General features: G+C 44.7%; 12 protein-coding genes and 1 pseudogene. 12 read left to right on the plus strand and 1 reads right to left on the minus strand.

Translation table 11 applies throughout. The annotated features are described in order from the left end of the window. Window positions 1-183: 183 nt before the first annotated feature. The 7 genes from G3M70_11535 (at window position 184) to G3M70_11565 (ending at window position 7157) form a co-directional block, all read left to right on the plus strand. Window positions 184-1359 carry a hypothetical protein gene (locus G3M70_11535; protein ID QPJ63794.1) on the plus strand — a complete coding sequence of 392 codons (1176 nt, stop codon included), beginning with the start codon at window positions 184-186 and terminating at the stop codon, window positions 1357-1359. A 122-nt stretch (window positions 1360-1481) separates the two neighbouring features. Then, the gene (locus tag G3M70_11540; GenBank protein QPJ62469.1) at window positions 1482-1775 is read left to right on the plus strand and encodes an amphi-Trp domain-containing protein; all 294 of its coding nucleotides are present in this window, start codon (window positions 1482-1484) and stop codon (window positions 1773-1775) included. A 15-nt stretch (window positions 1776-1790) separates the two neighbouring features. Beyond that, entirely contained in the window at window positions 1791-3461 is a 1671-nt protein-coding gene (locus tag G3M70_11545) for a phosphotransferase (GenBank protein ID QPJ62470.1), read from the plus strand. 14 nt (window positions 3462-3475) lie between these two features. Further along, the gene (locus G3M70_11550) at window positions 3476-4378 is read left to right on the plus strand and encodes a GAK system ATP-grasp enzyme (GenBank protein ID QPJ62471.1); all 903 of its coding nucleotides are present in this window, start codon (window positions 3476-3478) and stop codon (window positions 4376-4378) included. A gap of 10 nt (window positions 4379-4388) precedes the next feature. Then, window positions 4389-5447: an HprK-related kinase B gene (locus tag G3M70_11555; GenBank protein ID QPJ63795.1), complete on the plus strand. Its 1059-nt coding sequence runs from the start codon at window positions 4389-4391 to the stop codon at window positions 5445-5447. Between the two features lie 20 nt (window positions 5448-5467). Further along, a complete protein-coding gene (locus tag G3M70_11560; GenBank protein QPJ62472.1) occupies window positions 5468-5776 on the plus strand; it encodes an amphi-Trp domain-containing protein in 309 nt (102 codons plus the stop codon). A 16-nt stretch (window positions 5777-5792) separates the two neighbouring features. Beyond that, entirely contained in the window at window positions 5793-7157 is a 1365-nt protein-coding gene (locus tag G3M70_11565; protein ID QPJ62473.1) for a phosphomannomutase/phosphoglucomutase, read from the plus strand. 364 nt (window positions 7158-7521) lie between these two features. On the opposite strand, the gene G3M70_11570 is transcribed toward G3M70_11565, so the two are convergent. After that, a complete protein-coding gene (locus G3M70_11570) occupies window positions 7522-7698 on the minus strand; it encodes a hypothetical protein (protein ID QPJ62474.1) in 177 nt (58 codons plus the stop codon). Window positions 7699-7986: 288 nt separating this feature from the next. Here G3M70_11570 and G3M70_11575 point away from each other — a divergent pair. The 5 genes and pseudogenes from G3M70_11575 (at window position 7987) to G3M70_11595 (ending at window position 12875) form a co-directional block, all read left to right on the plus strand. Next, a pseudogene (locus G3M70_11575) lies at window positions 7987-8166 on the plus strand (hypothetical protein). Between the two features lie 373 nt (window positions 8167-8539). Then, window positions 8540-9553 carry a type II secretion system protein gene (locus tag G3M70_11580; GenBank protein QPJ62475.1) on the plus strand — a complete coding sequence of 338 codons (1014 nt, stop codon included), beginning with the start codon at window positions 8540-8542 and terminating at the stop codon, window positions 9551-9553. A gap of 777 nt (window positions 9554-10330) precedes the next feature. Next, the gene (locus G3M70_11585) at window positions 10331-11167 is read left to right on the plus strand and encodes a type II secretion system protein (protein ID QPJ62476.1); all 837 of its coding nucleotides are present in this window, start codon (window positions 10331-10333) and stop codon (window positions 11165-11167) included. Continuing rightward, on the plus strand, window positions 11167-11664 hold the full coding sequence (locus G3M70_11590; protein ID QPJ62477.1) for a hypothetical protein: 498 nt from the start codon (window positions 11167-11169) through the stop codon (window positions 11662-11664). The genes G3M70_11585 and G3M70_11590 overlap by 1 nt, the downstream gene beginning before the upstream one ends. Continuing rightward, window positions 11661-12875: a prepilin-type N-terminal cleavage/methylation domain-containing protein gene (locus tag G3M70_11595; protein ID QPJ62478.1), complete on the plus strand. Its 1215-nt coding sequence runs from the start codon at window positions 11661-11663 to the stop codon at window positions 12873-12875. Before G3M70_11590 ends, G3M70_11595 begins: the two co-directional genes overlap by 4 nt.

Genomic DNA, 12875 nt, shown 5'->3' on the forward strand with positions numbered 1-12875 from the left:
GTAAACCAAATTTCAATCTAACAGACCTGGTTTATCTTTCCAGAGATTGATTGATATACAAAAGTTTATTCAATCCGTGAAATGGGAAGAGTAAAAATTAAACAGTTGCCACCTCCCACCCGGCAAGTATTTAGAAGCCCTTCCCTGGAGCCAATGATGAAAATCGCAGAAGACAAATCCGAAATACAATACCTTCAAACAGAGGCATCAGCCGACCAAAATATTCGCGCCTTGGAGGTTCCCCAGATCCTTTCCGAAGAACTCACAGAATGGGATTATGAAACCTACCGTCGCATCACAACTGTTGAGCTGAATGAGATTCAGGAAGAGCGGATACGGATACCAAAAAACACCTTTCCAAGGCAAGACACAGTTGTAGCCATGCACTGGCATCCGGAATTTATTCCCATGGAGATGATTCGGGAAAGAGTGTGTACGATGTTTCCAAATAAATCGCAGGAATTGATAATCCCCACCAACCATAACATTCTGAATAGTTACGATGGGAAATACACCGGTGTAGAGGTTGATTGTTTTGCGCGGCCATTCAATCGAAAAGTTCAAATACTGCTTCATTTCGAGAATTCCAGGCTTGAAAAAGCCGATGTTCTCAAATCGATGCTCAAGCACACTCTTAAATATCGCTCCAGCCAGTTGTTTGAATTGATTCATTCCATTGTGGATCCCAATCTTGATCACCGGCTGCAGGCAGCTGGAAAAATGTATGGGGCCGATGATGACCTGTTGCGGTTTGTAAAAGTCTATACAAGGAAGCTGGAGCGGTTACTGGTTGAGCATGAATCGGAAACCCCTCAAGATCACATCAAGAATAAATTACTGGCAAATTACTTTGACCAGTTACGGGAAATTTATGATGACCGCTTGATTAAGAGGGCGCAGTTCCTGATCCAGAAGGTAAAGAAAATTGTCAAAAAACATTTTAGTCCGGATTATTTTTACGCAATAGAAGAGTTTATTGAGGAGACCAGAATGTTAGGGGGAGGAATAGTGATTCCCCATCCGGAGCAATTCTGGCCTATTCTTCTTGCAGAATACGATGTTGATGGGATTGAAGCGTGGAATCCTCAATCTCAGGAATACACTGAATTTTTAATCAATGTAGTGAATTTGAAAAACAAAACGCAATTGTCGGGCCAGCGTCCTATTTTGATTTTTATGGGTGATGATTGTCATCTAAGCGAAAAAATCAAGGAGCCTCAAAACCAGAATAAGGAAAAGGTAAAACGGGAAGTAGGTTTCCAACCGGCTTGGGACGATCTTGCCATTCGCAAAAGTCTGATTGTTGCAAACATGGACCGGCAAAAACTGATAGAAGAATATCTGGCGCGGCTCGGATAAGCCCGCTTGGGAAAAAGAAAAGTTCCGTAGATTCTTAATTTGTCAAATAGCTCCGGCTGGAGAAAGGGAGAAGTGTGTCTTTTCCCTTAAGGGTCGGGGTACGACTTCACAAAGAGGGTTTTATGGCTTCAATGGATGACGAATTTCGTCACGAATCTCTTCAAGATACAGAATCCATTCGTAACTACCTTCAAGCCCTCCTGGATGGTTTTGAAAATGGACGGATTTTGTTTGGTACCCGCAAAAAAAAATTAATCCTTGAGCCCAACGGGTTGTTAAACCTTGCCGTTAAGGCACGACGAAAAAATAAGGAAGTAAGGATTTCAGTGAAAATTAACTGGAAAGAAGAAAAAGACGGCAAAGATGCAGGAAAAGACCTGCTTGAAATCAAGCCCGGTAAAAAGAAGAACCGGTAAAAATTGAGATAACCTATGCAAAAAACTGAAATTGAAAAAAGCGGCATTTTATCCAATCAAGGAATTGACCGTAATTTTAAAACATTGATCTTGGAAGTTCAAAAACAGGTCCAAAATACACGCGAGGTTCTTGATCAGCCTGATGGCAAACGGAAAAATAAGATTCTTTCCCGCGATGACTATATCGATAATTTAAAAAGCCTGATTGAAAACAAGTGTTTCTACAGCAATCTCAAAGGTAATCTTGAAAAACGGGATGTTGATCTGATCCGGGCTATTAATATTATTACTTCAAACCTGGAGCATATTGCCGACTATTCGGTCAATATTATTTCACAACTGCATTATTTGGACGATCCACTTTTTTTGCATAATTTCGAATACAAGCCTTTGTTCGACGAAGTGACCGGGGCATTGAAGCTTGTTGAAAAATCTCTTCGAAAGCGCGACATAAACCAGGCCTTTAAAATCTGCAGGTCCGAGCAAACGATCGATAGTCTTTTTGCAATGCAATTTAAAAAAATAATGGATGATCTCCGCAAGGGGCGAAACATTGAAAACCTGGTCACAACCCTTTTTATACTGCGTTACCTGGAACGGATGGGAGACCAGATGTTGAATATTGGCGAAGCCATTATCTTCGCAGGTGTCGGTGAAAAACTCAAAATCAGCCACATAGAAGCCCTTGAGGATTCCATGGAAGGTATCGATATCCACGGGCCCATCACCAATCTCAGTATTGAATCATTTCTTGAGACCAAATCTGGTTGCAGAATAAACAGAATTCAGGGGCCGGAAACTGCGGACCAGGAAACAGGGGTTATATTCAAGGAAGGCCAGATCGACAAACTCGAACAGGAAAACAAAAATATCAGGCTGTGGGAAAAAATCAAACCCGGGTTGCCTCCCCGGGTGTTTGGGTTTAACAAAAATGGGAAATCAGCTTCCATACTTCTTGAATTTCTAAACGGGACAACACTTCAAAAAGCACTTTTGGAATCCAATCGTGGATTACTGGACAAAGCCATGAACCAGTTGACAGAGGATCTGGAAGACCTCTGGTTAAAATCTAAAAACCCCCAACCAGTGCAGGCAAATTTCATAAATCAAACAAGTCAACGAATAGAAGATATTTTCCATACGCACCCGGATTTTAAGCTGCTTGAAAAACAAATTGGAAGCCACCGCACATTGTCTCTTCCCGCTCTTCTTGAACAAACCCAAAAGATTGAGGAAGAAATTGGAGGGGCTCCATTTTCCGTATTGATCCACGGTGATTTTAATATAGACAATGTTTTGTTTAATGAGGCCGATAGCACAATTCATTTTATTGACCTTCATCGGTCCAAACCGCAGGATTACGTTCAGGATATCTCAGTATTCATTCTGTCAAACTTCAGGTTGCCTGTATTTGTTAACCGAATTCGTAAAAACATTAACAACATGACGTTAAGGATGTTTTGCTTTGGCAGGAATTTTGCCAAAAAACAGAAAGATCCAACCTATGAGGCCAGGTTGGCACTAGGTTTGATTCGTTCCTTTACAACTTCAACCCGGTTTGAATTCAATAAGGAATTTGCCTCCACCATGCTGTTAAGAGCAGTGTACTTGATGGAAAAATTAATGGGTTTTAGAGGAAAACCCTGGGCTCAGTTCCGGCTTCCTCAAGAGGTTCTTTCATATTGAAGGGAAACAGTATTATGCAAAAAAAATACTCACCCAAAATCGGGGTTATTGGAATTTCGGGGATGTGGTCTTCTGACCATCTGGCGGATGTAATCCAGGGAAAAACCGGGTTTCGAATGGTAATCAATATGGAAGAGGTTCTTTTCGATATGGAACAGGGCACCGTCACCTTCCAGGGGCAAAGCCTTCTCGATCTTGATGCTTTAATTATTAAAAAACTTGGAGCTGAATACACACCTGATTTACTTAGCAGGCTTGAAGTCCTGAGATATGTTGAAGACTGTGGTGTTCAAATTTTCTCCAGACCCGAAAGCATTAATAAGGTACTGGACCGACTCAGTTGCACCAACCAGTTGTTTCGCTCAGATATACCAATTCCATCTACAGTGGTAACAGAAAGCATGGAATTGGCCGAACAAACTGCCAGAAGCATGGGCAAATGTATTTTGAAGCCCCTTTACACCTCCAAAGCCAGGGGTATGGTTGTGCTGGATGAAAATAATAATATTCGTGAAAAGCTGGAAGCCTACCGTACTTCAGGAAACAGAACTTTTTATCTGCAAAAGTGGATTCAGATACCAGGGAAAGATCTGGGAATCGTTTTTCTGGGGGGAAACTATCTGGCAACTTATGCCCGCGTTGCTAATGCGGACTCCTGGAATACGACTACCCGATCTGGAGGTCACTATGAACCTTATACACCCAACCCTGAAATAATAGAATTGGCTAAAAAGGCTCAGGAACCGTTCGAACTGGATTTCACTTGTGTTGATCTGGTTGAAGCACCTGAAGGGCCCCGTATCTTCGAAGTTTCTGCCTTTGGAGGATTCAAGGGATTAAAAGATGCCCATGGAATTGATGCAGCAGAACTTTATGTTGACCATGTCCTGGAGGGTTTGCGTCATGGAAAAAATTGAGTACACCGCGATGGAAATTGCTGAAATTTACAAGAATATGCATAACTTTCCCCATGAATTGAACCTTAAATTCGGAGATTGCCGTATTCGGGTAAAAACCAACTCCGAGCCACTTTGCGACCACCTCATTCGCTATTTTCAGGATTTCCAGGCTGATGAGCTTTCAACTCCTGATATTGAAATTACTGCAGTAGAGACGGAAATTCAGGGTTTCAATGTTGATTTTGAGACCCGTCAACCCGAACCAGGGAAAAGAAAAATAAAAGAAGAATATTTTGATTTTATTGATGGACGGATTGTTCGCAAGCGACTGACGGGAATGTGCTTCATTTTTGGGAAAGAGTTGAATCTGGCGGTAGGTCCTTGCTTTAAAAACGACAATCAGGTGATAAATTTTATAAACAACCGATTTATTGAATGGATGCTCAAAAAGGAAATGCTTCTGGCTCATTGCGCCGGAGTTTCCAAAAATGGCAAAGGTATCGCAATGGCTGGGTTTTCCGGAATGGGGAAATCCACCCTGGCCCTTCATCTAATGAGCCGAGGATTTAATTTTATAAGCAACGACCGGCTCCTGTTGGAGCAAAAGGATGGACGGATTAACATGTGGGGGGTTCCCAAATTACCACGCATAAACCCAGGGACAGCCCTGAACAACCCAGACCTGCAAACCATTTTGTCACCCTCTGAAAAAAGCAAAGTGGAAAAAATGGATCCCAATAAACTTTGGCACCTGGAACAGAAATACGATGTTTATATCGATCAGTGCTATGGATCCAATCGTTTTGAATTACACGCGCCCATAAACCTGATTGTAATCCTGAACTGGGATCATGAATATAAGGATCCTGTTTTTAATCGTGTAGATCTTTGGAGTCGACGCGATCTACTACCAGCTTTAATGAAAAGTCCCGGGCTTTTCTTTTTGCCAGATTCTGGAAAAAAATCTGATTTTTCTGAAGACGCTTACTTAAAGTGTTTGCGCGGTTGCCCGGTATTGGAAATTACCGGAGGGGTTGATTTTAATCGGGCGGTGGACACCTGTATTGAACAATTAATAGGGCTTTAACTTAATTTTTGGAGGACAACATGGAAAAGCGTGAAGTATCTCTTAAGGCAAAAATCGAACAGGAAAAAGTCATCAGTTATCTGGAAGACCTGATTTCCAGCATGAAAGAAGGAACCATATGTGTCCAGCAAGGAACAGATATTGTAACTCTCAAACCTTCCAAGTTTGTGGAAATGGAATTAGAAGCTTCTATAAAAAAGAATAAAGAGCGATTCGCATTGGAACTGACCTGGCGGGTAGAAAAAGAAGAGGAAGAACCTGAATTCAGTATCTCTTCTTCGGAACCGGTTGCGGTTGGAGAAAATGAAAATGAAACCAGCGAAAAATGAACATCTGTAAAGTTAAATGAAGCATAAAGTCAATCCTGCAATATTCAGGGAATCAGATATCCGGGGTGTTGTCGATGTGGACCTCACCCCGGAATCCGTTGAATGGATCGGTCGCGCTGTCGGTACCTATCTTTGCCGAAACAATGGAAAGACGATTACATTGGCCTGGGATGTTCGTCCGAGTTCTGTCCGCTATCGGGATATTGTGACCAGGGCTCTCTTGTCAAGTGGATGCGACATCCTCGAGATGGGTTTAGCTCCATCCCCAGTTTCTTATTTTGCCCAGCATCATTTCAAGTCAGATGGTGGGATAATGATTACCGCCAGCCATAATCCCGCAACCTTTAATGGTTTCAAAGTCAGTATCAACCGGGAGTGTCTTGTAGGGGATGAAATTCAGTCGTTACGACAACTGGTCGAAAAGCAGGACTTTGATTCTGGCCAGGGTTCCCTGAAAAAGATTGACGCCATCCAGCCCTATAGAAAATTTCTTCAGGAATCCCTGAAATTTCCTCGACCAATCAAGGTAGTGGTGGATGGTGGAAATGGATGTTTTGGAGTTGTCGGTCCCAGTGTCCTCCGCAATCTTGGAGTGGATCTTGTTGAACTCCACACACAACCAGATGGAACTTTCCCAAACCATCATCCCGACCCAACCCTTCCGGAGAACCTAAAGGACCTTGTTGAAAAAGTAAGGCAGGAAGGAGCGGAGGTGGGAATAGGATTTGACGGCGATATGGATCGGATTGGGGTGGTGGATGAAAAGGGCAAAATTATCTGGGGTGATCAGCTCATGATACTTTTTGCAAGGGACCTGTTAAAACGATTCCCAGGTGCAAAAATATTAGGCGAAGTGAAGTGTTCCCAGAGTTTGTTTAAACAGATAGAAGAGTATGGTGGAATTCCCGAAATGACAGCTGTTGGCCATTCCCTGATAAAAAAAACAATGAAATCCACAGGGGCCCTTCTGGCAGGTGAAATGAGCGGTCATATTTTTTTTGCAGATGAATTTTTTGGATTTGATGACGCCCTGTACGCGGCTTGCCGCTTGCTTAGGATTCTCGGGGATTCACCTATACCCCTTTCCCAAATGTTGGCAGATATTCCGGAAACTTCGACCACTCCTGAAATTCGAAGGGACTGTCCTGATGAATTGAAGTTTGAAGTTGTGGAAAATATGAGAAAATATCTGGAAGAAAGATATGAAATTGTGAATATAGATGGTGTTCGAATCAACTTTGAAGATGGATGGGCTCTGGTCCGTGCCTCAAACACACAACCTGCACTGACTTTACGTTTTGAGGCTAAGACCCCTCATCGATTAAAGGAAATCCAGGAAATTATTGAAAAACCCTTGATGCAATTCTGTCCCAGCATTTGAATCGAAAAAAACCGGCAAAAGCTAAATAGTAAATATTTGAGAGAATTGTGATACTGAAATGAACCTTGGTTTTTTTTTCTCCATCGTTAAAAAAGAATTCAACTACAAGGTATTGCAAAAAATAAAGGACCTGGTGGATTTTCACCAGGTCTTTCTTTTATTTGGTCGGGGCGAGAGGATTTGAACCTCCGACCCCCTGCCCCCAAAGCAGGTGCGCTAATTGTCAGCTTTTATTTTAAATAACTTGCAGAGACGCTCGTTGCGAATTGTGTCAATAAGAATCAAGAAATTCCTATAGGTATGCCACAAACCTGACGCAGTAATTTAAAGGCCCTAAAGGGGAATTTCGCGGTCAGCCTGTGCGTTATACAGCGTCAGATTTTGGCGGTAAAACTATTCGCGGACCTCTTTCGCCAATTGTTTTGCCGTTGCTGGCACGTAACGCAAATTCGGCTACTCCTCCAATGATGAGGTTGTAATCTTTCCTGGAAGACCCGGTTGGGTTTTTAAGAGTCAATTCATAAGCTCCACTCCGGTTCATAACGCCTTCCCTCAATAGGAAAGGTTGGCAAAAGTGTCTCTCAGCTTTTTACCTTTTTGGGTCCAGATTTATCTGACAAGGAACACTCTTTTTTGATTTTCAAAATCAATTTTTTGCACGCTTTTATTTCAACCCATAACTAATTGTATTAATTGAGTTTATGGGGTTCTCTTCTGGGGCCAAATAAAATTTTGCTTGAATTTGATAATCGTTATCAGTAATATGGCCGTCAATCATATCTGAGGCAGGTTTTCTAGTACAGTTTTCGTATCCTGAAAAATTTTTGAGGTGAATGTGTCCCGTTCAGCAACCAATTTAAATGTCTTGAATAAGCTTGTTGAGCTTTACGACGATGTTTTTGCCCATGATGGTTATGGTGAAATCCGAGTGGAAATCAAGATTCAGCGTCGAGGCCAAAAAGAAGTCATTCTGCATTGTGGCAAGCAACACCGGTGGGTAGTTGATTTCGACAATAAAGGAGCCATAAAAGGGCGCGAGCGGCATCAGGTGGTTCCCCGAAAACCCTGGCATCAGGCCGATAAAAATTTTGTCGGGGTTTCAAGACGTGAAGCTGGGCGCCGTATGACCCGGGATCGGCGACTAAAATCCGCAAAGCGTGATTTTAAATTAGAAAGACGAATCATGGTTGACAGGCGAATTCATGGAGAAAGAAGATTGATAGAAGAAGCTTCTTCGGCAGAAAAATCTGGGGAAGATGGAATTAGGCAGCGGCGAGGGGCCGCGCTTTAGAACCCGTTAGGGACAATTATATAAAAAAATACTGGTAACCAGAGCCTCAGGGGTGAGGTCGGGTCCGACACAAACTTTGAGGGAGAGAAAAATGCTAAAAGCAATTTTTGCTCATTTGCGCAATCGCGCACAAAAAAATGCGGGCAATGAGTCCGGTTTTACCTTGCTTGAACTGCTGGTAGTTGTCGCTATTTTGGCTGCCATTGCAGGTACTGCCGTTGTGGCGCTTCAGGATACGGACGCTCGTGCTTCTGCTGCAGCTCACGTTGCAATGATGGATGAGCTTGACAAGGGTATCCGCGAATTCCGTGTACTCAACCGCAACCAGTACCCGAATCGTTTCGATTCAATCATGCAAACTGCAGCTGCCTTGGGGACTACGGGTACCGCCCAGCTCAACATTGCAGCCCATGAAGATCTGGCTTTATTGGACCTTGATACTGTCTTTCCTCAGGTAGCTGATGCTGCTGATGATGCAGGCACCCCTTACGATGAATCAGCTGCTGGCAGCCTGGCTGTTCAGCGGATGGATGACATTGGAATCAACACCCTGCGCGTTGCTTATGATACGACCACCGGTGGTTTGGACCCTGATGGTACGGGCGATTGCAATGATTATGCTGGTTTGATCGAAGATCGTGGAAACGCGGTTGTTGCAGGTAACATTTACCTGAGCCCGGCTGCAAACGGTTGCGGTGGAGATCATACCCTTCTCGAAACCTCCGTTGTAATGGGTTGGGCTGGTGGCTCCGAGCGTGTAACCGGTCAGCCAGTAGCGGGTACTGATATTTTCCAAACTGCAGGCGCTTTGGACCTGACTGGTACTGATGCTGATCTTCCTGTCATGATGGCGGTTGGTCTTGGACCGAGCTCTACCTTGTTCGACAAGCGCGCGCTTGGTGGAATGAGCACCGTTCCGGTTTACCGCCATGTTGGTCCGCTTGAGTACAATCGTTTCACCGCTTTGTTCCTGGTTGGTGAAACCGATGGTGCCGGTGGTGCTGCTCCTGTTGATCAGGTGTTATTGCTCGCGATTGTTGATGGCGCTGGCGACACCAAGGAAGAAGAACTGGGTGAATGGGATGGTACGCGTAACACCATCTAGTTCTCTGGTAAACGCTTTACCCTCCAATAGGACTGCCGTGCCATTTTATGGCACGGCAGTTCGCCTATTTCTAAAACAGATTGCCATTCTGGCTCATATTATTTTTTTCAAAACGAGAAAGGATCTTGCCCCGGCTAGGGGGGGCAAGATCCTTTCCTGGTTATTTTTTAACCAGGATGACAATAAATATACCCGGTCTTGGCCTGAACTTCATTGGCTTATTCTCAAACAAGAACAGAGGGTAAGCTTTGGAATAAAACTTTTGAAACCCACTTGATTTTAATAATCAAAAAAGTTTCTGTTTTGCGGATTAAAACGATACTGAAAATCAAAAATTAAATAAAACATTGTTTTACAATTAATTAAGGATTGACACCTGTTAGATTTACAGTCTATAATCTCAATAAAATCAATTGTATTTTTGAGATTGTAGGCGGAAAGTTGATAATTGACTTGGGGTGAGGAAGATTGTTTTCTCCTCCAGGTTGACGAATTGGCTTTTGAGTACCTGTTGAAATTGGAAATGGCTGCTTCGGAGCTTTGAAAATTTAAGGTTTTTTGAGCTTCAAATCATCGCGTTCAAATTTTTTTAGGTCTCTATTCATAACAGAGGGATCACCGGCGTTGGCTGGTACCAGGTGTCACGGGAATTCGAAAGGGTAGATTGCCAGATATTTGCGTCGGCCCTTTCAATAAAATATTCCTGTTAAAAAATCTGTTACCGAATCCCCGTCTGGTTTTTTCCTGCGGGGATTTTTCTTTTTTGAGGCCAGTCTCATGAAAAATCACATTGCAAACCCTGATCGTGCTCTAAGTTTAAGCCGACAGGAATCCGGATTTACCCTGATCGAGTTATTGCTCACTGTCACCGTGATGGTAGCGATTGCCTTCACCGTGACAGGTACTTTTATCGGGGTAGATCAGGATGCCCGCGCCCAATTGACCCGTGTTGAAATGCAGGAAGTCGCTGCCGCCATCCGGCAATTCCGTCAGGATACCGGCTACTACCCCAAGCAAGGCTTGTTCAATCATGTCGCTGATGGCGGCAGTATCGATCTGGATCCGGGAAACGACCCCGACCCCGCTGTCGATATTTCCCGGTTTGAATCCCCGGCAAATCTTGAACAACTTTACCAGGAGCCGACAACAGACAACGACATCCCCGCTACCACTACTGGCCCGTGCGCCAATTGCGTAATGCGGTGGGATCCGGATACCGGCCGCGGTTGGCGCGGACCTTATCTCAAGCGGGAAAGCCTGGTAGATGTCGGAGACGACCTTGAAGAAGACGGGCTCGGTAATCCCGATACAATCGCAACCGGCCCTCACTTGAATGTATTAGGAGTTGCCGACCCCCAGGAGCAAGCGCCGCAATTCGACGGGGGGGCAGATGATTGTACAGAGAATCTGGCCAATACGGCCTGCCTGCTCGACTGGAGACCGCGTGCAGGCGATCCGTCTTTTCTGACGCATGGTCGTCCTTTCTTATACTTCATCATGTCGAGTGCAGATGCCAATGTTACGGGATGCAATTCGCCATGCGTGACTGCTTTTGGTCTCAATGGCAGGTATGACCAGGGCAATGATGACGACATCGTGGTGAGTGTGAACTGATGAATAAAAAATATATCGAAACATTCGTTGCTGTTTTCTTTTTGCTGATCGCAAGTGCGGTTACGTCTTTCGCAGACTCTCCCAAAGCCTCACCCGCGCCGGACCGCACCCGATTCGCGACCATCAATCTGGAAAAGATCATTGCCGCCACCCGAAACCCGGCAGACAACAGAAAAATTATTTTGCGTCCCACTCGCCCTGTATTTTTCTCCTCCAAAGTAAAGCGTTTGCCGGAAAAAAGAAAAATTGAATACATCTATACCGCCTTAAGAGTCGCCGGAGGGTTGGACCCCATGCCGGAAGTCTCTCATCGGATGTTCGTTGAATCCAAAGGCGGCTCCATCATTCCTGTCTACGTCGAAGATATGGCCGCAAGGAAGATCAGCCGAAACCTGAGGGTGGACCAGGTTGTCCAGTTTTATGCCTATCACGTATACAACTATTCGAAAGGTCCGGCATTTCTGGTAGTGGATTATGAAGGGGAAGCCGGACGATGAACAATAATTCGATACGGTTTGACCAATCAGGATTTACCTTGCTGGAGCTTTTGCTCGTCGTCACACTTCTCTCCACAACCGCATTCATGACCTTGTCCGCCGTAGAAAACAACAGCGACCAAATACGTTTCGAAGACACCCGCAACCGGTTGAGTCTTTTTCGAACAGCCATTTTGGGAAGTAACAACCTTGCCCCTGCTCCAGGTGATCCCCTGACCGGATACGTTGTAGACAATGGCGTTCTACCGGGCAATATTGATGCATTAGTGAATTTGCCTGCAAACTTTGACCCTTATATTTTAATGGATCCAATTTTTGATCCTAATCCCGATAGCAATGGCTGGAATAACGGCCCTGCTTTGCCTGCCGTTGGCGGAGAAATTCCACTGAGCAACCCGGCCCAGCAGCTTCTTAAGGGACACCGCAACTTTTATTTACAGGGAGCTTCCAATGGGTTTTACCGGGACGGATGGGGAACCACTGGTGTGGGAGGAGGTGGGGGAGGCGGTGTTGATTGTCCGACCGACCCCTTGCCGGTAGGAGGAGGAGAAGGGAACCTTAATGATGCTCTCAATCACGGTTGGTGCGTGACCACCCAACTTGCCACCGTCGGCCCATTCACGGGACAACCGAACAATTTTTTTGCTGATAGTGCCGGTCGCGACAGTGTAGCAGGTGCATTGACTGGGGATTTTTACGAACAGGATATTGTGATGCAGGAACCGGTGCAGCAAACTGACTGGCAAACAACAATTCAGGCACTGACCACAGTGACTATCGTCAATGCCTCTGGAGTAGATATAAACCTAAGTGATGCCACATCACCTCCGGTTCTGAATACCAACCTAAGAGCTGCCCTTCTTTTCTATCGAAATGATTTCAATGCCGGAACTTCAGGACAATGGCGTCGGGTCTCGACTGATATTTCCTTAGCAGGGTGCCTTGATGGCACGGGAGATGGTTTATGCAATGGCAATGCCGCTGCCCCTGCCCCGCCAAAAACAACAGCTGCCTTTCCTGCAAATGTTCAGGGTGTTCCTGCGGGAGAGCATCTTTTAGTGCTTGTGGATGATGTGGATGGAACTATCAATACTAATGACGATACAACAACTTTAACAGCCGGGATTGGCACTGCGGGTTTCGTAAATGGAACCCGTGTCAGGTTTTACCCGCGAGGTGGAACTCCGACTCTTCAATTAACAATCAGGTAA

The organism is Candidatus Nitronauta litoralis (genome assembly GCA_015698285.1).
Classification (GTDB): Bacteria; Nitrospinota; Nitrospinia; order Nitrospinales; family Nitrospinaceae; genus Nitronauta; species Nitronauta litoralis.